This is a genomic window from Streptomyces sp. NBC_01016 (assembly GCF_026341035.1).
Classification (GTDB): Bacteria; Actinomycetota; Actinomycetes; order Streptomycetales; family Streptomycetaceae; genus Streptomyces.
Genome location: NZ_JAPEOQ010000001.1, coordinates 2,574,286 through 2,596,754, shown reverse-complemented (window position 1 = coordinate 2,596,754; position 22,469 = coordinate 2,574,286). Strand labels below are relative to the sequence as shown.

The following is a 22,469-nucleotide window of genomic DNA, read 5'->3' as shown; positions in this document are numbered from 1 at the left end:
GGTCATGACAGCAGCCGACTGGAACCTCGACCGAAGCTTCTCCAGCTCGTCCGGCGAAGTCCGCTGGACCGTCCTCGGCCCGGCCGACGCACCGCCCGTCGTCCTCGTCCACGGCACGCCGTTCTCGTCGTACGTCTGGCGCGCCCCGGCCCGCGCACTCGCGCACCGGCACCGCGTCCACGTATGGGACCTGCCCGGCTACGGCGTCTCCGAGGCGGGCCCGGACCAGGACCTCTCGCTCGACGCCCAGGCCCGCGTCCTGACCGAGCTGCTCGACCACTGGGGCCTCGCCGACGGCCGGGCGGAGCAGCTGCCGACCGTCGTGGGCCACGACTTCGGCGGCTGCATCTCGCTGCGCGCACACCTGGTGCACGGCGCCGCGTACGCGCGCCTCGCCCTGGTCGACCCGGTGGCCGTCCGGCCGTGGGGCTCCCCCACGTACCGGCTGCTCGGTGAACACTCCGACGTGTTCCGGCAGTTGCCGCCCGACCTGCACGAGGCGCTCGTGCACCACTACATCGCCTCCGGCAGCCGCCACGGGCTGCACCCCGAGACGCACGCGCGCGTGGTCGCGCCCTGGCTGACCGAGGCCGGGAAGGACTCCTTCTACCGGCAGATCGAGCAGAACCCCCTGTGGGCCGCCACCGACGACATCCAGGACCGTTACGGGGAGTTGGACCTGCCCGTACTCGTCTGCTGGGGCGCCGAGGACACCTGGATCCCGGTCGCGCGGGCGCACGAGCTGGCCAAGCTGATCCCCGGCGCCGAGCTGCGGATCATCGAGGGCGCCGGGCACCTCGTCCAGGAGGACGCGCCCGCGGAACTCGCCGCCGTACTGGGCGAGTTCCTGCGTTCGTAGGGTTCAGTCGTTCGTAGAGCTCAGCCGAGCCGGACCCTCGCCAGCTGGCGCGACTGGGCCACCAGGCGGTCCTTCGCGTCCCAGATCTCGGCGTCCTCCTCCAGGAAGCCGCCGGCCAGGTTCCGGGTCATGATCGACACGCGGACGGGCCCCGGGGCCGGGCGGCAGCGCACGTGGACGGTCAGCTCGACCGTCGGCACCCAGCCCTTGAGGCCCATCTCGAAGGCGGTGGGCGGCAGCGCGTCCACCGCGAGCAGCAGCGAGAGCGGGTCCATGTCGCGGCCGTCGGCGAGGCCGAACCAGGCGCGCATCTCGCCCTTGCCGGACGGCGCGCCGAGCGCCCAGCCCAGCGTGGCCGGGTCGAGCTTCAGGTGCAGGCGGTCGGAGATCGCGTTGCTGCCGGGCACGGGCGGCGCGCCCTCGGGTGCGTCGCCCGCCCCGAAGCACTCCTCCAAGGGCGGCATGACGGGCGCCTCGGCGCTCGTGCGCACATCGTCGGGGAGCGCGTCCAGGTCACCGTACGAGGCGATGACCCGGATCCGCTCGACCTCGCTGCCGTCCTCCGCGAACTGGAAGAGGGAGGCCTGTCCCGTGGAGAGGGTGCGGCCGGAGCGGGCCACGTCCGTCCTGATCACGGCGGGGCCCGGCGCGGACGCGGTCAGGTAGTGCGCCGAGATCGTGAACGGGTCGTCGTGCGGCAAGGCGTCCGCGAGGGCGCGGCCGAGCACGGCGAGGAGGTAGCCGCCGTTGAGGGCGTTGATGATCGTCCAGCCCGCGGAGAGGTCGATGTCGTAGACACCGGGTTCGCCCGCGCGCCGGGTGACGGCGGTGTCGCGGTCGAACTCGCTGTCGCCGATGACGGCCGGGCGACTCTGCGTGGATACTGCGTCTGCCATACCCGGAAACGTACAACAGGTAATTACTGAGCGGTAGCTTTCCTCTCGCCCCAGTCCCCGGCTACGGCGTCTCCTCCGTCACATCCACCCCCGCCGACCTGCGGTTCCAGGCGCGCGGGGCCCGCCAGTGGTAGCGCATCGCGAGCAGTCGCAGAACGAAGGCGGTGAGGACCGCGAGGGCGCTGGTGAAGCCGTCCAGGGCGTCGAGGTGGATGCACAGGACGACGATCCCGGCGCCGACCATGGCGGGCACCGCGTACAGATCGCGGTCCCAGCGCACGAGGGACGGCACCTCGTTGGCGATGATGTCGCGCAGCACACCGCCGCCGACCGCCGTGGCGAGGCCGAGCGCGGCGGACGCGGTGAGCCCGAGCCCGTAGTCGTACGCCTTCGTCGTGCCGGTGACGCAGAACAGGCCGAGGCCCGCCGCGTCGAAGACGTTCACCGCCGTCTGGGTGCGCTCGACCTCCGGGTGCAGGAAGAAGACGAGCGCGGCGGCGACCAGCGGCGTGACGAAATAGCCGAGGTCGGTGAACGCGGCCGGCGGCACCGCGCCGATGACCAGGTCGCGGAAGACCCCTCCGCCCAGCGCGGTGACCTCGGCGAGCGCGGCGATCCCGAAGACGTCCCAGTTCTTGCGGACGGCCATCAGGGCACCGGAGATCGCGAAGACGAAGATCCCGATGAGGTCGAGCCAATGCTGGACGGAGGGCGTGAACAGTTCCTGGAGCACGCGACATTCTTACTCGCCGCGCCCGTGGGGGCCCTACAGGCTGGGCTTGCCCGTCGTGAACAGCCAGGTGTCGAAGAGGTCGTCGAGTTGCTGGCCCGAGACCCGTTCGGCGAGGGCGATGAAGTCGGACGTCTGGGCGTTGTCGTAGCGGTGCAGCTTGGTCCACTGCGGCAGCAGCTTGAAGAACGCCTTGTCGCCGATGCGCTCGCGCAGCACCTGGAGGGTCATCGCGCCGCGCTGGTAGACGGCGGAGGCGAACATCGTGTCGCGCTGCGGGTCGCCGACCTTCACCTGCCAGAAGGAGGAGTCCGCGGGGCGGGAGTTGTAGCCCGCGAGGAAGGAGTCGTGGGCGGAGGCGCCGCCCTTGTGCTCGGTCCACAGCCACTGGGCGTACGTGGCGAAGCCCTCGTTGAGCCAGATGTTCTTCCACTGCTCGACCGAGACGGAGTCGCCGAACCACTGGTGGGCCAGCTCGTGCACGATGGTCGACTCGGAGCGGACGGCGGAGTAGCTGGGCTTGGTCTGCGTCTCCAGCGAGAAGCCGGCCTGCGGCATGTCGTCGACGACCGCGCCCGTCTCCTCGAAGGGGTAAGGGCCGAAGACCTGCGACCAGTAGTCGGTGGCCTCGGCGGTCACGGCGTACACGTCGACGTTGTTGCTGTTCGCGAGGACCGGGTCGATGGCTACGTAGATGGGTGTACCGGCGGGGGTGCGGCCGGTCTTGACGTCGAACTTCCCGATGCTGGCGGTCGCGAGATACGTCGCCATGGGCTTCGTCTCGCGCCAGTGGTTGACGGTCTGCTTGCCCTTGTCGGTGTTGTACGTGTCGACGAGGCGGCCGTTCGAGACGCCGGTGAGGCCCTTCGGGGCCTTGATACGGATGTCGTACGTGGCCTTGTCGGACGGGTGGTCGCTGGACGGGAACCAGGTGGAGGCGGCGTTCGGCTCGCAGGCGACGAAGACGCCGTCCGCGGTCTTCATCCAGCCGTAGTCGGATCCGAAGACGATGGGGCCGCTGAGGGGCTCGGGCACGCCGCCGTACGTGACGGTCGTGGTGAAGGTCTTGCCCTTGCCGAGCGAGGTGCGGGGCTTGACCTGTATCTCGTCGCCGCTGCGGGTGAAGTCCGCGCGTCTGCCGTTCACTTCGATCTTGGTGACGGTCAGCTTCTGCAGGTCGAGGTCGAAGGCGGAGAGGTTCTGGGTGGCGCGCGCGGTGAGGGTCGTGCGGCCGTCGAGGCGGTCGGTGTCGGGGTTGTACGCGACGTCGAGCGCGTAGTGCTCGGCGTCGAAGCCGCCGTTGCCGAGCTGTGGGAAGTACGGGTCGCCGATGCCGTCGGAGCCGGGGGTGGGGGCGGGTGCGGCGGCTATCAGGCAGAAGGAGGCGGCGGCGACGGTGAGCGCGGCCAGGCGTGCCGAACGGGAGAGGGCCATGGGGCGTCCCTTCGAGCGGGTTCCGGTGTAACGGACACCGAGACTCTCGCCCGTTCGGGGCGGCGTGTACATGACCCTTACGGGTCATGTTGGGCGGCACCGGGGTGGGCGCCCGATCGAGCGCTCACCCCGCGCCGGGGTGCCGCCTTGCCCACCCTGCCGCCCTTGGCGGCAGATTGCCCAAGGCGGCGGCACATCGAGCCGCGGCTAGGCGTCCTTTGGGTCGTCCGCCGAAGGCTCGGTCTCCGCCGACTCCACCGTTTCCGGCACCGTGATCACGTCGATCGCCTCCTTTGCCACCTGGAGGAGCTGGGAGTCCTGCGGGGCCTGGTCCGCCGCGTTCTCCGGGTGGTGGCATGCCACCTGGTGGGCCCTGGCCAACGGGATCAGCGGGGGCTCCGTCGTCTTGCAGAGCTCCGTCGCCTTCCAGCACCGCGTGTGGAAGCGGCACCCGGTGGGCGGGTCGATCGGCGAGGGGACGTCGCCGCGCAGCAGGATGCGCTCGCTCTTGGCGCCGCGGCGCTTGGGGTCCGGTACCGGGACGGCCGAGAGCAGCGCCTTCGTGTACGGGTGCATCGGCGTCGAGTACAGGTCGTCGCGGTCCGCCAACTCGACGATCTTGCCCAGGTACATGACCGCGATCCGGTCCGAGACGTGCCGGATGACCGAGAGGTCGTGCGCGATGATCACGTACGTGAGGCCCAGCTCGTCCTGGAGGTCGTCCAGGAGGTTGACCACCTGCGCCTGGATCGACACGTCGAGCGCCGACACCGGCTCGTCCGCCACCACGAGCTTCGGCCGCAGGGCCAACGCCCGCGCGATGCCGATGCGTTGCCGCTGACCGCCGGAGAACTCGTGCGGGTAGCGGTTGTAGTGCTCGGGGTTGAGGCCGACCTTCTCCAGGAGCTCCTGGACCGTCTTGCGCACACCGCCCTCGGGCTTGACGCCCTGCAACTTGAACGGGGTGCCGACGATCGTGCCGATGTTGTGGCGCGGATTCAGGGAGGAGTACGGGTCCTGGAAGATCATCTGGACGTCACGGCGCAGCGGGCGCATGCCCCCGGTGCTCAGGTGCGTGATGTCCGTGCCCTCGAACTCGACGCGCCCGCCCGTGGGTTCGAGCAGCCGGGTGATCAGCCGGCCCATGGTGGACTTTCCGCAGCCGGACTCGCCGACGACGCCGAGGGTCTCCCCCGCGCGGACGTCGAAGGAGAGCCCGTCGACCGCCTGCACGGCGGCGACCTGCCGCTTGAGCAGGCCCTTGCGGATGGGGAAGTGCTTGACCAGGCCGTCGACCCTGAGCAGCGGCTCGCCGGCCGCGGCGTCCGGAGAGGTCGTCGCCTGCTGGGGAATCGTGGAGGGCGTCATCTCGGTCTCAGTCTCGGTCTCAGGTCCTTTGGATCCTTCGGCGGCGTCCGTCACAGCTTCGGCGCAATCTCTTCGGTCCAGATCCGCTCGCGTTCGTCGGCCGACATGTGGCAGGCCGAGTAGTGGCCGGAGCCGATCTCGCGCAGTTCGGGGCGCTCGGTGCGCGTGATGTTGTCCTTGGGCACGTCCGCGTAGGGGCAGCGCGGGTTGAAGGCGCAGCCGCTCGGCAGGTTGATGAGGCTGGGCGGGGCGCCCTTGACCGGGGTGAGCCGCTCGGTCTGCTCCCGGTCGATGCGCGGCATCGAGCCCAACAGACCCCAGGTGTACGGGTGTTGGGGCGTGGAGAAGACCTGGTCGGCGGTGCCGTGCTCGACGCAGCGGCCGCCGTACATCACCAGGAGCTCGTCGGCCATCTCCGCGACGACCCCGAGGTCGTGCGTGATCATGATGACGGCGGAGCCGAACTCCTTCTGCAGGTCGCGGATCAGGTCGAGGATCTGCGCCTGCACCGTCACGTCGAGCGCGGTGGTCGGCTCGTCGGCGATCAGGAGTTCGGGGTTGTTGACGAGCGCCATCGCGATCATCGCGCGCTGGCGCATACCGCCCGAGAACTCGTGCGGGTAGGAGTCGATCCGCTTGTCCGGCTGCGGAATCCCGACCCGGTCGAGCATCTCGATGGCCCGCTTGCGCGCGGTCTTCTTGTCGACGTCGTGGTGGACCCGGTAGGCCTCCACGATCTGCCGGCCGATCGAGTAGTACGGGTGCAGGGCCGACAGCGGGTCCTGGAAGATCATCGCCATGTCGCGGCCGCGCAGCTTGCGCACGGTGTTCTGGTCGGCGGTGAGCAGCTCGGTGCCGTCCAGCCAGATCTCGCCGCTGATCTGCGCCTTGCGCCGGCCGTACTGGCCGGTGGTGTGCAGGCCCAGGATGCCGAGCGAGGTGACGGACTTGCCGGAGCCCGACTCGCCGACGATGCCGAGGGTGCGGCCCTTCTCCAGCTTGAAGGAGAGCCCGTCGACGGACTTGACGAGGCCGTCGTCGGTCGGGAAGTGCACCTTGAGGTCGCGGACCTCGAGGAAGGAGCTGGGGGCGCCGGAGGCCGCGGTGGGTTCACCCACCGCCGCTCCGGTCTTGTGCAGTTCGGTCATCCCAGCCTCACTCGCGGGTCGATGACGGCGTACAGAAGGTCCACGACGAGGTTGGCGACGGCGATCGCGAGGGCCGCGATGAGCGTCACGCCGAGGATCACCGGCAGGTCCTTGTTGCTGATGGCCTGGACCGCCGCGAGGCCGAGGCCCGGCAGGTTGAACGTGGACTCGGTGAGCACGGCGCCGCCGAGCAGCACGCCGAGGTCGAGGCCGAAGACGGTGAGGATCGGCGTCATCGCGGAACGCAGCGCGTGCCGGGTGATGACGGACGATTCACCAAGTCCCTTGGAGCGCGCGGTGCGGATGTAGTCCTCGCCGAGGATCTCCAGCATGGTGGCGCGGGTGAGCCGGGCGTACATCGCGGCGTTGAGGAAGGCGAGCACGATCCACGGCAGGATCAGTGTCTCGATCCAGGTGCCGATCGAGTCCTCGGTGGAGAGCGAGTCGGCGATGTGCACCCAGCCGAGGCTGTGCACGAAGATCCCCATCGCGACCATGCCGGTGAAGAAGACCGGCAGGGAGACACCGGCGAGTGCGGTGGTCATGGCGGCGCGGTCCCAGATGGTGCCGCGCTTGAGGGCGGAGACGACGCCGGTGGCGACGCCGCCGATCAGCCACAGCACGCAGGCGCCGGCCGCGAGCGCGGCGGTGACGGGGAGCGCGTCCTTGAGGGTGGTCCAGACAGGTTCCTCCGTGCGGAAGGAGTACCCGAAGCAGGGCGCCGCGCAGTGGGTCACGTCACTGCCGTTGGCGTAGTCGCGCCCCATCGGGATGCCCTTGACGAAGTCCCAGAACTGGACGAGCAGAGGGTCGTTGAGCCCCAGTTTGATCCGGATCCCGGCGAGCTGCTCGGCTCCGGACGACTTGCCGGCGAAGAGGACGGCGATGTCCTGACCCGCCCATTTGGGCAGCATGAAGAAGATGGTGAAGGTCGCGAGAAGCACGACGAGCACCATGACGACAACGGCGAACAGGCGCCGGATGAGATAAGCAAGCACTGTGCGCGGCCCGGCGGCGGCCGCCGGCCCCTTGTGGGGGCCCACGACCGTCGCCCGGGGCCATCACCTGCCCTTCGGACTGGCGGGTTTTCGGCGGCGGAGCGGAAGGGGCCGGCAACCGGATCAACTCCGGTCCCCGGCGCGGGTGTTACTTGACGACGCCCAGGGAGGCGTAGTCGTAGCGGCCGCTGTACGCGTCGGCCATCATGGCGTTCGTCAGACGCGAACCACGCCAAGTGATGTTGTTCTCGTAGATGAACGGCATCCAGTCGGCCTGGTCGAGGATCCGCTTGTCGAGGCCCTCGTAGATCTTCCCGGCCTTGTCGGTGTCGGTCTCGGCGATCGCCTTGTCGAAGGCCCCGTCGATCTTCGGGTCGTCGATCTCGGACTCGTTGTAGTTACCGGTCTGCGCGAGGAAGCGGCTGTCCCACAGCGGCTGGCCGAAGCCCTGCCCGGACGGGAAGTCCGGGCCCCAACCGCTCATGATCATGCCGTAGCCGCGCGACTTGACGACCTTCGGGGAACCGGTGACCGAAGCGGACTCGGCGCCGTCGAAGGAGTCGACCTCGACCTTGATGCCGACCTTGGCGAGCTGCTCCTGCAGCGCCTCGGCGGTGTCGACCTCGCCCGGGTTGTTGGTACGGGCGGTGATCTTCGTGGAGAAGCCGCTCGGCTTGCCGCACTCCTTCAGCTCGGACTTGGCCTTGGCCGTGTCCGGCTTGCCCTTGCGGGCGAGGATGCCGTACGGGTCGTAGTCCGTGTGGCCCTTGATGGACTTCGGCAGCGTCGAGTTGGCGATGTCACCACCGGCCAGCTTGCCGCCGCGCACCTGCTGCAGGCCCGCGAAGTCCGTTCCGTAGAACACGGCCTTGCGGCAGTGCACGTTGTCGAACGGCTTGGCCTTGTGCACCAGGGCGACGTAGCGGACGAAGGAGGTCCGCATGTTGTCGACGTTGTCCTTGTGGTCCTGGACGGCGGTGACGCGACCCGACTGGGTCATGCCGGTGCCGTTCATGTCGACGTCGTAGTCGCCTTCCATCAGGCGCTTGTCGTTCTCCTCCAGGTTGGCGGAGATCGTCACGTCGACCTTGTTCGGGAGCGCGGCGCGGACCGGGTCCGAGGACCGCTTCCACTTGTCGTTGCGCACCAGCACGATCTTCTTGTTGGCCTTGTACGACTGGAACTTGTACGGGCCCGAGGAGAACGGCGACTGGGTGTACTTGGCCTTCGTGTCCTTGTCCTGCTTGACCGGCGAGCCGGACGGCATGGCGAGGAACTGCTCGAAGTCACCATTGGGCTTCGGCAGCTTGAAGACGATGGTCTGGTCGTCCGGCGTCTCGATCGACTTCAGGCCGAGCTTGTCCTTGGACTTGTCCTTGTACGGGCCCTTGTACTCGCCCTTGGGGTCCAGGTTCTGCTTCAGGTACTGCGGGCCACCGGTGATGGTGTCCGCCGCCCAGATGCGCTCGATGCCGTACTTGATGTCCTTGGACGTGATCGGCGAGCCGTCCTGCCAGGTGATGCCGTCACGCAGGTTGTACGTGTACGTCTTGCCGTCGTCGGAGATCTTGCCGGGGGCCTTGGCCAGGTCGCCGACGAGCTCGTTGGACGCCTCGCCCGGCTTGGGCGCGTAGGTGACCAGTTGGCGCGTGTAGAACCGCATGAAGTCCCACGACATGCCGTAGTAGGCGCGCTGCGGGTCGGCGGAGTCGAGGTCCTGCTTGCCGACCATGCGCAGTGTGCCTCCCTTCGCCTTCGAAGGGTTGGCGATCTTGTTGTACGCCGCGTCGTAACCGGCGCCCTTGGACGAGTCCTTGGAGTCGTCGTCGCTGCCACCGCCGCACGCCGTGGTCGACACCAGCGCCGCGACCACGAGGGCGGCGCCGGCGGCAAGCCGTCGTTTCGAGGAACCTGTGGGCATTTTCTCGTAACCTCCGAGATCGCGGTCCCGGACCAAGTGCCGGAGAACCATGGAGTCAAGCCGCCTGACGGTGCTGCAGGGGCAGTTCTGTAAAAGCCGGTTGGACTTGTACGGCGCTACCGGGTGCCCTTGGGATCGAGGGCGTCGCGCAGCCCGTCGCCGAAGAGGTTGAACGCGAGAACGGTGATGAAGATCGTGACACCCGGGACGATCATGAACATCGGGTCGTGTTCGTACGTCTCCAGGGCGTCGCGGAGCATGCCGCCCCAGGAAGCCGTGGGCGGCCTGACACCCGCACCGAGGAAGCTGAGCGCCGCCTCCGTGAGGATGTTGGTCGGGATCATCAGCGTCATGTAGACGACGATCGGCGCGACCAGGTTCGGCAGCAGTTCGCGGAACAGGATGTGCCGCTTGCCACCGCCCAACGACCGTGCCGCTTCCACGTATTCGCGCTCCCGCAGCGAGAGCGTCTGCCCTCGGACGATGCGTCCGATGTACGGCCAGCCGAAGAAGCCGATGACCATGACGAGGACGGCGATGCGCACCCCGCTGCCGGTCAGGCCGAGCAGGTCGTCCGGGAGCACCGAGACCAGGGAGATGATGAAGAGCAGCTGCGGGAACGAGAGCAGCACGTCCATCACACGGCTGATCACCGTGTCGACCCAGCCGCCGAAGTAACCGGCCATGATGCCGAACAGCGTGCCGAGCACCGTCGCGACGATCGCCGCGAGGAACGCGACGAGCAGCGAGATCCGGGCGCCGTAGACGATGCGACTGAAGACGTCACGGCCCTTGTTCGGCTCGATGCCGAGCAGGAAGTCGCTGCTGATGCCGCCGAGCGCGCCCTGGGGCAGGTTCGTCAGCGGGTCGAGCTTGTCCTGGTGGAACTCGTTCGGCGGGTGGCCGAGCAGGCTGACGATGAGCGGCGCGAAGACCGCGACCAGGACGAGGAGCACGACAACGATGCCACCGCCGAGGGCGACCTTGTCGCGCTTGAGCCGGTTCCAGGCGATCTGCTTGAGCGACCGTCCCTCGACCTTGCGACCTCCGTCGTCCTTGGCAGGCTCGACCGGTGCGCTCGGTACCGCTTCCGCGCTCGTGTCGTGCAATGGTGCCGTCATCGTGGCAGGGACCCCTCTCAACCGGCGGTGACCGGCCCGCACTTGCCGCTGTGGCGGCGTGGTTCAGTCCGTCGTACACAGAGGCGAAGCCCCCTTGCTGCGGGAGTCTTCAACCTGGGTGTGATCTGTTGCCAGACTTGACGGCGAAAGGATGCCTAAACGTGATGCTGGCTGGGGTGTTCCGTTATCCGGACTGCCGTGAACGGGAGGCGGACGGTGGGCAGTTGGGGTGGAAGGTGTCGTAGAGCGGACATTGGGTGTCACACCCGTGCTTCTCTCCCCAACCCGCCCCTTCCCGAAATCCTCCCGGAGGGGCGGGAGTTGGTCGCTGAGCGGGCTCAAAAGATGTCCTCAAACGCCGGGCAGGCTGGAATTATCCAGCCTGCCCGGCGTTTGAGGACATTTTTCAGTACGTAGCGCCGTAAGGCGGCGGATACCCGTACCCGCCCCCGGCGGGAGCCGCCGGTGCCGCGTGCGCCTCACGGTCATAGAACGGCCGTGCCTGACGGAGCCACATCGCCACCGGGTCGTACTCGTCCGACATCGCCACGGTGGACACCGGGAGGCCCTCGGGGACCGCGGGGATGGACTGCTGCATCATCGCCCGCACCGCGTCCACGGACGCCGGAGACGTGTCGTAGACGTCCAGGCCGATGGCGAGGTAGGGCGCGCCCAGCGTCGGCTGGACCCAGGCGCGGCGCAGGGAGCGGATCGCCGTCGTGCGATGCGCGTTCTGCGTCAGGACCGCGTAGAACTGGGGGATTTCGATCGCGGGCTCGGAGAGCCGCAGCGGACCCGCCGGCTGCCGGTCGAGGCCGCCCGCGATGCGGCGCAGGTCGAGCCACGGGATGCCGACGCCGCCACCCGGCGCGTGCGGGTTCAGCCAGAGCCCGTAGTGGTCCGGGTACAGCGTGCGCGCCGCGTCGACCCCGCTCACCACCTCGTACGCCCGCGACCAGCCGGAGGCGGAGAGCTCCTGGGCGGACGTGACGCACGGGGCGTACGAGAAGCCGTCCACCTCCATGTTCCCGTACTGGGCGTCCGGGGATCCGGCCTGGCCGTGCCAGAGCAGCATCCAGACCTGCCCGGCCGCGGGGTCGGCGAGGGCCTTGAGGAGCGCCTCGTACGCGTCGTAGCGTCCCGGCGTCACCTGGCGCAGCATGTGCTCGACCTGTCCGGCCGCGGCCGTGCCCGACGCACTCACCCGTAACCGCCCCTTCGGCTCTTCAAATACGTCCGTGTTCACGTGGCCGGAAAGCGAAGCACCGACCGGTCACGTCATGAAACCAGCTTAAGCGGCGATACTGACACCGACTTGACGGACGCCGTCACCCTTCTCGTACGTAGAACGGCCGTACGTGTGTACGCAACCAGTCCGCGACCGGGTCCTGCGTCACGTCCAGGAACACCAGGTTGACGGCCCAGGCCACCGGCGCACGGCCAAGCGCCCGCCCCAGCGCGTCCAGCGGAAGGTCCCCCGCACCGCTCGGGGCGCCCACGGGCTGCGCCAGTTCCACGCCGATGAACAGGGACGGCTGCGCGTCCTCCACCGTCGCGAGGCAGCGCCGGGCGCTCAGCACCGTGCCGAGTCCCTCGAACTCCTCGCGCACGGCGGCCAGGAAGTCCATGGGGTCGATCTGCCAGTCGGGCTCGCTCAACACCACGCGGCCACCCGTCGCCGGGCCGTCGAGCGCCGTGCGACCACTGCGGGCCAGCTCGGCGACGGCGGGCGGCGGCAGCGGTACGCCGACCGTGCCGTCGGGGTTCACGGCGATGCCGACCTGCGGCGGAAGCCCGCGCGCGAACTCCACGGCCGGGGCCACCGTGCAGTCCATGCGGCCACCGGTGACCGCCATGAACTGCTGCTCGGAGCTGAACACGGGGACGTAGGCCTGGCCCTGGATCTCCAGGCTCGGCAGATCGAGGTCCCTGCTGGCGTTCGAACCGCCCCTGGGCAGCGGTATCCACACGTGGCTGCGGCCGAGCACCTCGACGATCCGGCGCCCCGTCGAATCCCCAGCACTCCCCGCCTCCTGGCCGAGGGCCGCGGCGAGGGCCTCCTCCAACTCGTTGGCGGGCCAGCCCTGCGCGGGGTGGGCGTAGCCGCCCTCGTGCCCCTGGGCGTGACCGTGACCCGGCTCAGGGGTACCTGGGAACTCCATGACTGCCATCAACCTCTGCTGTTCTGCCCGCTGCTGTGCCCGCCCGACCTTAACTCGTACACACAAGGGGCCACGGTGCGGTTCCTTCCGCTTGCCGGGCGGGACCCCGCGTCAGGCGCCGAACGTGATCCCGCCCAGCGCCTCCATCGCCGCCCGGTCGAGCAGTACCGCCGACTCCATCCCGGTCGGCAGGTCCCCGCGCTCCGTCGAGCTGACGAGCGCGCCCACCGCACGGCGGTGCCGGGCGAAGGCGTACCGGGACACCCCGCGGCCGCGGTCCCGCTGCCCCTCAAGGGCCGTGTCCGCCGGTACGTCGAGCAGCATCAGGTGGACGGCGGCCCCGCGCCGCCGCGCCGTGCGGATCACCCAGCGGCGCACCCACGCCTGCGTACCGCAGTCGTGCACGACGACGCTCGAGCCCGAGCGCATCGCCCGGCGCAGCCCCACGTAGTGCGCGACGCGGACCAGCGGGCGGTACAGCGCGTACGGCAGGTAGCGCGGCATGCGGGCGGCCCAGCGCTCGCGGGTGTCCTGCGAATCGATCCGGATCTCCGTGACGGCCCGCCGCATCAGCGTCGACTTGCCGCTGCCCGGCAGGCCCGAGAGCACGACGAGGTCGCCCGCCGCGAAAGCGAGCCGGCGTGGTGTGTGACCACGGCGGCCGCGCAGGTCCCGCACCGAGCGCTGACCAGGGATCCGCACCCCTGCCACCACCGGCGCCGAAGCAGACACCGCATAAGCCCCCGCCACTGCCTTGTGCACCGTGATCGTCCTCCCCGCTGCGGTCACGTCACCCTTGCCCCTCAAGTGTAAAGAGAAGGTAATGCCACTCAAGGGGTTTCCCTGCCGGACGGGCATGCAATGATGTGCCCGCAACTGCATACCGGCCGCTTGAATCCGCGCGGGAGAGTTCCGGGTACGACGAGTACCCGGACGCCGAAGGAGCAAGTTCCTCCCTTGAATCTCTCAGGCCCCGTACCGCGCGGGCGAGGCAGATCTGAAAAGTGGGGCGCCTTTGTGACACGGCGCCCCCACCCAAGGTGCAAGCCCCCTCGGGGCGAACCTCTCAGGTTCCGATGACAGATGGGGAGGACGTCTCGTACGCGAGACCCCGCCATCGCCGTCATGCCCCTGGGAGCAGACCAGCTATGACCCGCACTACCGCACTGGACGCCCTGCACCGTTCGCTCGGCGCGACCATGACCGACTTCGCCGGCTGGGACATGCCGCTGCGCTACGGCAGCGAGCGCGACGAGCACAACGCCGTGCGCACGCGGGCCGGCCTCTTCGACCTGTCCCACATGGGCGAGATCACGGTGTCCGGGCCGGAGGCCGTGGACCTGCTCAACCACGCCCTCGTCGGCAACATCGGCTCCGTCGGCGCCGGCCGCGCCCGCTACACGATGATCTGCCGTGAGGACGGCGGGATCCTCGACGACCTGATCGTGTACCGGCTCGGCGAGACCGAGTACATGGTCGTCGCCAACGCGGGCAACGCGCAGGTCGTGCTCGACGCCCTCACCGAGCGCGCCGCCGGCTTCGATGCCGAGGTCCGCGACGACCACGACGCGTACGCGCTGCTCGCGGTGCAGGGCCCCACCTCGGCCGCGATCATGAAGTCCGTCACGGACGCGGACCTGGACGGCCTGAAGTACTACGCGGGTCTGCCCGGCACCGTCGCCGGTGTGCAGGCGCTCATCGCGCGCACCGGCTACACCGGCGAGGACGGCTTCGAGCTGTTCGTCTCCCCCGCCGACGCCGAGAAGCTGTGGCAGGCGCTGACCGAGGCGGGCACCGAGTACGGCCTCGTCCCCTGCGGCCTGTCCTGCCGGGACACGCTGCGCCTGGAGGCGGGCATGCCGCTGTACGGGCACGAGCTGACGACCGATCTCACCCCCTTCGACGCCGGTCTCGGCCGCGTCGTGAAGTTCGAGAAGACCTCGCACGGGGAGGACTTCGTGGGCCACGACGCGCTGGTCTCCGCCGCCGAGCGCGCCGAGGCCAACCCGCCCCGCAAGCTCGTCGGCCTGATCGCCGAGGGCCGCCGCGTCCCGCGCGCCGGGATGTCCGTCGTCGTCGACGGCACGGTGATCGGCGAGGTCACCTCCGGCGCCCCGTCCCCGACGCTCGGCAAGCCGATCGCGATGGCGTACGTGGACCCCGCGCACGCCGAGGCGGGTACGGCGGGTGTCGGAGTCGACATCCGCGGCAAGCACGAGCCGTACGAGGTCGTGGCCCTGCCGTTCTACAAGCGCCAGAAGTAGTTCCTTCTACAAGCGCCAGAAGCAGTTCCCCCGAACCAGAAGTGGTTCCTTCGAAAGCGCCAGAAGCAGCTCGGCCGCCCGTCGGCGCACCCACCGTCACCAGCACCTTCCCGCGTACAGGAGAATTCGCATCATGAGCAACCCCCAGCAGCTGCGTTACAGCAAGGAGCACGAGTGGCTCTCGGCCGTCGAGGACGGCGTCGCCACGATCGGCATCACGGAGCACGCCGCCAACGCGCTCGGTGACATCGTGTTCGTCCAGCTCCCCGAGGTCGGTGACACCGTGACCGCGGGCGAGACCTGTGGCGAGCTCGAGTCGACCAAGTCGGTCTCCGACCTGTACTCCCCCGTCAACGGCGAGGTCACCGAGATCAACCAGGACGTCGTCGACGACCCGGCCCTGGTTAACTCGGCCCCGTTCGAGGGCGGCTGGCTGTTCAAGGTCCGGCTGGCCGACGAGCCGAAGGACCTGCTCTCCGCCGACGAGTACACCGAGTTCTCCGGGAGCTGACCCCACCGATGTCCGTACTGAACGAATCCCTGCACGAGCTCGACCCCGAGGTCGCCGTCGCGGTCGACGCCGAGCTGAAGCGCCAGCAGTCGACCCTCGAAATGATCGCGTCGGAGAACTTCGCTCCGGCCGCCGTCATGGAGGCCCAGGGCTCGGTCCTCACCAACAAGTACGCGGAGGGCTACCCCGGCCGCCGCTACTACGGCGGCTGCGAGCACGTCGACGTCACCGAGCAGATCGCGATCGACCGCGTGAAGGCGCTCTTCGGCGCCGAGTACGCGAACGTGCAGCCGCACTCGGGCGCCTCCGCGAACCAGGCCGCGCTCTTCGCCATCGCCAAGCCGGGCGACACGATCCTCGGCCTGGACCTGGCGCACGGCGGCCACCTCACGCACGGCATGCGCCTGAACTTCTCCGGCAAGCAGTTCAACGTGGTCCCGTACCACGTGGACGACGCGGGCCTGGTCGACATGGCCGAGGTCGAGCGGCTCGCCAAGGAGCACCGCCCGAAGGTGATCATCGCCGGCTGGTCCGCGTACCCGCGCCAGCTGGACTTCGCCGAGTTCCGTCGCATCGCCGACGAGGTCGAGGCGTACCTGTGGGTCGACATGGCGCACTTCGCGGGCCTCGTGGCCGCGGGCCTGCACCCCAACCCGGTCCCGTACGCCGACGTCGTCACGTCCACGACGCACAAGACGCTCGGCGGCCCGCGCGGCGGCATCATCCTCGCCCGCAACAAGGACTTCGCGAAGAAGCTGAACTCGGCCGTCTTCCCGGGCTTCCAGGGCGGCCCCCTCGAGCACGTGATCGCGGCCAAGGCCGTCTCCTTCAAGGTCGCGGCCTCGGAGGACTTCAAGGAGCGCCAGGCCCGCACGATCGAGGGCGCCCAGCTCCTCGCCGAGCGTCTGACGACCCCGGAGTCCCGCGCGGCGGGCGTCAACGTCCTCTCCGGCGGCACCGACGTGCACCTTGTCCTCGTCGACCTGCGCGACTCCGAGCTCGACGGCCAGCAGGCCGAGGACCGGCTCCACGAGGTCGGCATCACGGTCAACCGCAACGCGGTCCCGAACGACCCGCGCCCGCCGATGGTCACCTCCGGCCTCCGGATCGGCACCCCGGCACTCGCCACCCGCGGCTTCACCGCCGAGGACTTCCGCGAGGTCGCCGACGTCATCGCGCTCGCGCTGCAGCCGTCGTACGACGCCGAGGCGCTCAAGGCCCGGGTGACCGCTCTGGCCGATAAGCACCCGCTGTACCCCGGCCTGAAGTAATTCGGCCCGGATTACGTACCCTTTCGTAGGTACGTCCCGTCGGGGCACCGCGCACACTGGAACAAGCAGTCATCAGTGAGCGCGGTGCCCCGTTCCATGCACAGCCACCATGCACAGCCCGGCAGACAACGGCGTCTACCACCACCTTTGGAGTCCCACCGTGGCCATCTCGGTCTTCGACCTGTTCTCGATCGGCATCGGCCCGTCCAGCTCGCACACGGTCGGCCCGATGCGCGCGGCCCGCATGTTCGCGCGGCGCCTGAAGAACGAGGGCCTGCTGGCCCACACCTCCTCCGTCCACGCCGAGCTGTACGGCTCCCTGGGCGCGACCGGACACGGGCACGGCACCCCGAAGGCGGTGCTGCTCGGCCTTGAGGGCGACCCCCCGCGCACCGTCGACGTGGAGAAGGCGGACGAGCGCGTCGAGACGATCAAGGAGCAGGGGCGCCTCAACCTCCTCGGGGCGCACGAGATCCCGTTCTCGTTCGACGACGACCTGATCCTGCACCGCCGCAAGACCCTCCCGTACCACGCGAACGGCATGACCGTGTGGGCCTACGACGCCGAGGGCAAGGAGCTGCTCACCAAGACGTACTACTCGGTGGGCGGCGGCTTCGTCGTCGACGAGGACGCCGTGGAGGGCGAGAACCCGATCGTCCCCGACGACACCTCCCTCAAGTACCCCTTCCGCACCGGCGACGAGCTGCTCCGCCTCGCGCAGGAGACCGGCCTGTCCATCCCGGCCATGATGCTGGAGAACGAGAAGGCCTGGCGCACGGAGGACGAGATCCGCGAGGGTCTCCTGGACATCTGGCGCGTCATGCAGTCCTGCGTCTCCCGCGGCATGTCCCACGAGGGCATCCTGCCCGGCGGCCTCAAGGTCCGCCGCCGCGCGGCCAGTTCGGCCCGCAAGCTGCGCGCCGAGGGCGACCCCGTGGCCCACGCCATGGAGTGGATCACCCTCTACGCGATGGCCGTGAACGAGGAGAACGCGGCCGGAGGCCGGGTGGTCACCGCCCCGACGAACGGCGCCGCGGGCATCATCCCCGCCGTCCTGCACTACTACGTGAACTTCGTGCCCGGCGCCGACGAGGACGGCGTGATCCGCCTCCTCCTCACCGCGGGCGCCATCGGCATGCTCTTCAAGGAGAACGCCTCCATCTCCGGCGCCGAGGTCGGCTGCCAGGGCGAGGTCGGCTCCGCCTGCTCGATGGCGGCCGGCGCCCTCGCCGAGGCCCTCGGCGGCTCCCCCGAGCAGGTGGAGAACGCGGCAGAGATCGGCATGGAACACAACCTCGGCCTGACCTGCGACCCCGTCGGCGGCCTCGTCCAGATCCCGTGCATCGAGCGCAACGGCATGGCGGCGGTCAAGGCCGTCACCGCCGCGAAGATGGCGCTGCGCGGCGACGGCTCGCACAAGGTGTCCCTCGACAAGGTCATCAAGACGATGCGGGACACCGGCGCCGACATGTCCGTCAAGTACAAGGAGACCGCGCGCGGCGGGCTCGCGGTGAACATCATCGAGTGCTGAGGCCGCCTCCTCGGGGTCGGCCGGTTCGCGCGCCAGGGGGTTCCCGAATCCGTCGACGCCTCTAGCTTTGACGTACGGGCAGGGCGGCCGGGGTAGGGCCGCCCTCGCCGCACGGTCCTGGCTCGTTGGATGAATGGAACCGAGGACTCATGCCCCCTGAGATAGTCAGCCGTCAAGGTTCCCTGGCCGGAGAGCGGTTCGGCATCGGAGCGAAGCCCCTCACGTTCGGCCGCAAGTCCGCGAACGACGTGGTGATCCGCGACGTGAGCATCTCGCGGTTCCATGCCGAGGTACGCCGCGAGGGCCATGGATTCATGCTCTACGACCTGGGAAGCAGCAACGGGACATACGTCAACGGGGAGCGCATGACCTCGCGCGTGCTCCAGCCCGACGATGTCATCACGATCGGCGAGGAGACGTTCTCCTTCGAGGCGGCCGGGCCGATGGAGACCATCATGGACCTCTCCGTCCTGGAGGCCCTCACGCCGCCACCCGCCGAGCAGCCGGTCCCTGTACTCAAGGTGACGGTGTCGGGCGGCGGCCCCGTGGGCCTTGCCTTCGCCCTCCTCCTGGAGTCCCTGCTCGGCCCCCGGGCCGCCGTCACGATCTACGACGGCCGCTGGACCCGGTCCGGGGACAGGGTCGTCTGGAAGGACGCGACGCAGGGCAACGTCCGGCGCATGCAGGTCGTCACGGTGCAGAGCCGGCAGTACCTCGGCCTTCCCCAGGAGGTCCAGGACCGGCTGTTCAAGGACGGCGCGTACAGCGAGATGTGGCCGGCGGGCCCGGACTCGATCCGCGGTCACCAGCCGCGCAACATCCGGATCTCCTACGTGGAGGACACGCTCCTGGAGATGGCCAACGAGAAGCCGGACCGCATCCGCCTCGTGCCGGAGCGATTCGACCCGGCCGAGCACGAGAAGAGCGCGGCCGCGGACCACGTGCTCGCCATCTGCGAGGGAGGCCGCTCCCGGACGCGTGAGCACTTCGGCGAAAAGTTCGGCCGGGCCGACACGTCCATCTACTCGCTGGAAGGCGCGCACCTCCAGGACGTGGTGCTCGGCCTGAGGGTGAAGTCGGGGCTCCCGGATCCGATGTCCGTGCTGCTCACCGTGGCGCAGAACCGGTTCCTCCTCAACTCCCTGCGCGGTGAGGGCTTCCTCAACATGCGGCTCACCGACGAGGAGGCGAAGGAGGTCGTGGGGATCGACCCCGTCCGGCAGGTGTTCGAGGAGTGCATCGCCTCGCGCCCGTGCGTGATGAACCGGAGCGAGGACGGCGACTTCCTCTGCGACACCCACAGCACCCTGTTCCTGCCCGCCCTGCTCAAGGGGTCGGCGCTGTGGAAGCGGGTCAAGGAGGGTCTCGCGCTGTTCGCCGTGCCCGAGCCCGACCTGAGCGCCGTCACCGCGTTCCGCCTCGACATGGTGCAGCGCCCGCGGTTCACCGCACGGCTGCACCCCAAGACGACCGCGGCACCGGGCACGTACGGATTCCTGCTCGGGGACGCCGCCAACGCCATCCACTTCTGGCCGGGCCGCGGCCTCAACAGCGGCTGGGGATCGGCCATTTCGCTCGCCCGGTCACTCAGCGGCACCTGGCGGGGGCGGCCGCTGCGCGATGCCGACTTCGTACGCCACGAGGCGGCCATGTCGATGCTCCAGTACCGGCACAAGAGCCGCGCCTGGAACTCGATGATCACCACGGACGAGCAAGGGGTGACCCGCGCCATCAAGGACAAGATCCAGCAGAGCATCTCGGAGGCCGCGGAGCGGACGCCGGACCGGCAGACCGACCTCGACGCCCTCATGGATCAACTCCGCGCGATCCGCGACCGTCTGGCGCCGCGCATTCCCGGACTGCCCGACGACGCGACGCTCCTGAAGCACCTGGACACGCTCAACAGCCAGACCTTGTACACCCTGGTGCACAGCGGCGCCTGGGACACCCAGATCGTCGGCGGCGAGGAGGTCGACATCGACATCTTCTATCCCGCGGAACGGCTGGACCCGCTCCTGGTGAGCTGAGCGACCGGCCCACCAGGGCGTCCCGTCCGGCGCCCGCCCTGTGAGCCGGGCGGGCGCCGGACGGCTCACAGGGCGGCGCTCGTCCCCTGCCCCGACGCGCTCCCCTGGAGCCACTGGTCCCAGCTCAGGTTGAAGGCCGCGTAGCCGTTGTCCGCCGGGGCCTTGGCGCGCGGGGAGCCGGTGATGGTGATCGGGTCGCCCTGCTTGACCTGGCCGTAGAACCACTTGGCGTCGGCCATCGACAGGTGCACGCAGCCGTGCGAGCCGCGGGCGCTGCCGCTGCCCGGGTTCGGGTCGCCGGTCGAGTAGTGGACGTACGTGCCGGACTGGGTGAGGTGGACGTCCCAGGGCAGCGTCAGGTCGTAGTAGTTGGGGCTGCCCTTGTCGCAACTGATGCCGACGCTGCAGGAGGTCATGTGGACCTTCTTCTGCTTGTCGATGACGGCCATCGTGCCGTTCCAGGTCGGGTACTCGGCGCTGCCCGCGTTGATCGACAGCGTGCGCAGGGCCTTGCCGTCCTTCGTCACCTTCAGGGTGTGGCCGCTGACGGAGACGTCGGCGCGCACATCGTCGCCGACCTTGAAGGTGTGGGTGTAGCCGTGCACGCCGTAGCGCCCGTTGCCGTTGCTGACGCCCTTCATGTCGGCGTCGACCTTCACCTTCGTACCGGAGGGCCAGTACGTCTTGGGCCGCCAGTCGGCGCGCCTGTCGCCGAACCAGTGCCAGGCGCCCTTCACCGGCGTCGACGTGCTCACCTTCATGTGCTTCTCGACGGATTCCCGCGCCTTCGCCGCCACCGGGTTGGTGAACACCACGGAGACCGGCATGGCGACGCCGACCGTGGCGCCGGACTGCGGGGTGATGGTGTCCAGGAGCATCGGCGGCCCCTTGGGCTTCGTCGGCGACGGCGGCGCACTCGACTTCTTGTCCGCCTTCCCGTCACCCCCGCTCGCCTTGTCGCTGCTGCCGCCGCCACTGCAGGCACTCGTGCCCACCAGCATCGCGACCGTCACGAGCGAGATTCCTATAACGCTGCCCTTGCGCCGTCCCACGAACTGCCCCACTTCTCCGTCACCGCGTGCCCTCTACCGGGGGCCGCCTCCCTGTGAGACAGCCGAGCGGGGCACGGCAGTTGCGTACCGCGTTGCAAAGCGTGTTCCAAGATTGCGGCAGCTCATGCGCGTACTAGACAGTGATCCGCAGCACCAGGGCGGCGACGGCGAGCACGAAGCAGAAGGCCCACGGCCCGAGGTGCCGGTCGCCCACGCGGACATGCGCGCCCAGCGCCCCCACGAAGTACAGGACGAGCCCGATACCCGCCGCGACACCGAGCGCCGGCACCACGAACCCGGCGAGCAGCCCCAGCGCCCCCGCCCCGAGCGCGGTCCCCAGCCACGGCATCCAGGAGTACGGCACCCCGAGCTTGTCGGCCTCGGCCTTCGGATAGGGGTGACCGACGAAATTGGCGACAGCCGCGGAGCCGTAGACGACGGCGGCGAGAACGGTGACGATGACATGGACGGTGAACATGGTGTGCTCCTTCGGGAAGAGTTCACCACTCGGACGTACCACCCTGCGCAAACGTGACATCGGCGGGCACCCGATCAGGGACGATGAAAGTTCGACCTCGTCGCCCCACAGACCAGGAGGCCCGCATGATCCGTGGCATCGACGTCAGCTCGCACCAGTCCACCTTCGACACGGACGGCCTGTCCTTCGTCTTCATCAAGGCCACGGAGGGGCGCTCGTACGTCAATCCGCGCCTGACCGCCCAGACGAAGCGGGCCCGTGACGCCGGGTGCGTCGTCGGCTTCTACCACTTCCTGTGGCCGGGGAACATCACGGCGCAGGCCGAGTACTTCGTGAGCAAGGCCCCGGAGAAGGCCGGGGACCTGCTGGCCGCCGACTGGGAGACGACCGGCGAGGGCACCCACGCGAGCAACGCGGAGAAGGACAAGTTCATCCGCGAGGTGAAGCGGCTGCGGCCCAACCACCGGACCCTGCTCTACGCAAACAAGAACTATTGGCAGAACATCGATACGACGTCCTACGCCGGCGACGGCCTCTGGATCGCCGACTACGTCACCGCGGGCAGGCCCCGCATCGAGGCGGACTGGAAGATCCACCAGTACACCGACAGCCCCCTCGACAAGAACGTGGCCGACTTCGCGAGCGAGGCTTCGCTGCGTGAATGGGCCACGCCCTGACGAGAGTTGAGGCCTTGGGCG

Annotated in this window: 20 protein-coding genes and 2 riboswitches; of the genes, 7 read left to right on the top strand and 13 right to left on the bottom strand. The window is 69.2% G+C overall.

Annotated features, from left to right (window positions below; translation table 11 throughout):
• Positions 1-4 precede the first annotated feature (4 nt).
• On the top strand, positions 5-859 hold the full coding sequence (locus OG746_RS12135) for an alpha/beta fold hydrolase (RefSeq protein ID WP_266714340.1): 855 nt from the start codon (positions 5-7) through the stop codon (positions 857-859).
• A gap of 20 nt (positions 860-879) precedes the next feature.
• On the opposite strand, the gene OG746_RS12130 is transcribed toward OG746_RS12135, so the two are convergent.
• The 11 genes from OG746_RS12130 to OG746_RS12080 all read right to left on the bottom strand — a co-directional run bounded on the left by OG746_RS12130 (position 880) and on the right by OG746_RS12080 (position 13,369).
• Positions 880-1,755: a thioesterase family protein gene (locus OG746_RS12130; RefSeq protein ID WP_266714338.1), complete on the bottom strand. Its 876-nt coding sequence runs from the start codon at positions 1,753-1,755 to the stop codon at positions 880-882.
• 61 nt (positions 1,756-1,816) lie between these two features.
• The gene (locus OG746_RS12125; RefSeq protein WP_266714336.1) at positions 1,817-2,488 is read right to left on the bottom strand and encodes a trimeric intracellular cation channel family protein; all 672 of its coding nucleotides are present in this window, start codon (positions 2,486-2,488) and stop codon (positions 1,817-1,819) included.
• A 33-nt stretch (positions 2,489-2,521) separates the two neighbouring features.
• Positions 2,522-3,919 (bottom strand): M1 family metallopeptidase, encoded by a 1,398-nt coding sequence (locus OG746_RS12120; RefSeq protein ID WP_266714334.1) that lies wholly within the window; start codon positions 3,917-3,919, stop codon positions 2,522-2,524.
• A gap of 207 nt (positions 3,920-4,126) precedes the next feature.
• A complete protein-coding gene (locus tag OG746_RS12115) occupies positions 4,127-5,287 on the bottom strand; it encodes an ABC transporter ATP-binding protein (RefSeq protein WP_323179588.1) in 1,161 nt (386 codons plus the stop codon).
• A 50-nt stretch (positions 5,288-5,337) separates the two neighbouring features.
• Positions 5,338-6,435 carry an ABC transporter ATP-binding protein gene (locus OG746_RS12110; RefSeq protein ID WP_266714332.1) on the bottom strand — a complete coding sequence of 366 codons (1,098 nt, stop codon included), beginning with the start codon at positions 6,433-6,435 and terminating at the stop codon, positions 5,338-5,340.
• Positions 6,432-7,433, bottom strand: coding sequence for an ABC transporter permease (locus OG746_RS12105; protein ID WP_266714330.1), 1,002 nt, complete (start codon positions 7,431-7,433; stop codon positions 6,432-6,434). Before OG746_RS12105 ends, OG746_RS12110 begins: the two co-directional genes overlap by 4 nt.
• 148 nt (positions 7,434-7,581) lie before the next feature.
• Positions 7,582-9,354: an ABC transporter substrate-binding protein gene (locus tag OG746_RS12100; RefSeq protein WP_266714328.1), complete on the bottom strand. Its 1,773-nt coding sequence runs from the start codon at positions 9,352-9,354 to the stop codon at positions 7,582-7,584.
• 116 nt (positions 9,355-9,470) lie between these two features.
• On the bottom strand, positions 9,471-10,475 hold the full coding sequence (locus OG746_RS12095; RefSeq protein ID WP_266714326.1) for an ABC transporter permease: 1,005 nt from the start codon (positions 10,473-10,475) through the stop codon (positions 9,471-9,473).
• A 406-nt stretch (positions 10,476-10,881) separates the two neighbouring features.
• Positions 10,882-11,679 (bottom strand): enhanced serine sensitivity protein SseB C-terminal domain-containing protein, encoded by a 798-nt coding sequence (locus OG746_RS12090; RefSeq protein ID WP_266714324.1) that lies wholly within the window; start codon positions 11,677-11,679, stop codon positions 10,882-10,884.
• Positions 11,680-11,803: 124 nt separating this feature from the next.
• Complete coding sequence (locus OG746_RS12085; protein WP_266714322.1) at positions 11,804-12,637, bottom strand: enhanced serine sensitivity protein SseB; 834 nt, start codon at positions 12,635-12,637, stop codon at positions 11,804-11,806.
• A 111-nt stretch (positions 12,638-12,748) separates the two neighbouring features.
• Positions 12,749-13,369, bottom strand: coding sequence for an AAA family ATPase (locus OG746_RS12080; RefSeq protein WP_267072776.1), 621 nt, complete (start codon positions 13,367-13,369; stop codon positions 12,749-12,751).
• 160 nt (positions 13,370-13,529) lie between these two features.
• Positions 13,530-13,628, top strand: a riboswitch (glycine riboswitch).
• Positions 13,629-13,730, top strand: a riboswitch (glycine riboswitch).
• A gap of 55 nt (positions 13,731-13,785) precedes the next feature.
• Here OG746_RS12080 and gcvT point away from each other — a divergent pair.
• From gcvT to OG746_RS12055, 5 genes are all read left to right on the top strand, one after another.
• Complete coding sequence (gcvT, locus tag OG746_RS12075) at positions 13,786-14,901, top strand: glycine cleavage system aminomethyltransferase GcvT (protein ID WP_266714320.1); 1,116 nt, start codon at positions 13,786-13,788, stop codon at positions 14,899-14,901.
• Between the two features lie 133 nt (positions 14,902-15,034).
• Complete coding sequence (gene gcvH / locus OG746_RS12070; RefSeq protein WP_266714318.1) at positions 15,035-15,412, top strand: glycine cleavage system protein GcvH; 378 nt, start codon at positions 15,035-15,037, stop codon at positions 15,410-15,412.
• 8 nt (positions 15,413-15,420) lie between these two features.
• Positions 15,421-16,683, top strand: a complete 1,263-nt coding sequence (glyA, locus tag OG746_RS12065) for a serine hydroxymethyltransferase (RefSeq protein WP_266714316.1) — start codon at positions 15,421-15,423, stop codon at positions 16,681-16,683.
• Positions 16,684-16,843: 160 nt separating this feature from the next.
• Positions 16,844-18,214 (top strand): L-serine ammonia-lyase, encoded by a 1,371-nt coding sequence (locus OG746_RS12060; protein ID WP_266718892.1) that lies wholly within the window; start codon positions 16,844-16,846, stop codon positions 18,212-18,214.
• Between the two features lie 149 nt (positions 18,215-18,363).
• Positions 18,364-20,241, top strand: coding sequence for an FHA domain-containing protein (locus OG746_RS12055; RefSeq protein WP_266714314.1), 1,878 nt, complete (start codon positions 18,364-18,366; stop codon positions 20,239-20,241).
• Between the two features lie 65 nt (positions 20,242-20,306).
• On the opposite strand, the gene OG746_RS12050 is transcribed toward OG746_RS12055, so the two are convergent.
• Complete coding sequence (locus OG746_RS12050) at positions 20,307-21,305, bottom strand: L,D-transpeptidase (RefSeq protein WP_266714312.1); 999 nt, start codon at positions 21,303-21,305, stop codon at positions 20,307-20,309.
• A 121-nt stretch (positions 21,306-21,426) separates the two neighbouring features.
• The gene (locus OG746_RS12045; protein ID WP_266714310.1) at positions 21,427-21,771 is read right to left on the bottom strand and encodes a DoxX family protein; all 345 of its coding nucleotides are present in this window, start codon (positions 21,769-21,771) and stop codon (positions 21,427-21,429) included.
• Positions 21,772-21,896: 125 nt separating this feature from the next.
• Between OG746_RS12045 and OG746_RS12040 the strand changes: the two genes are divergently transcribed.
• On the top strand, positions 21,897-22,448 hold the full coding sequence (locus OG746_RS12040; protein WP_266714308.1) for a glycoside hydrolase family 25 protein: 552 nt from the start codon (positions 21,897-21,899) through the stop codon (positions 22,446-22,448).
• Positions 22,449-22,469: the final 21 nt, after the last annotated feature.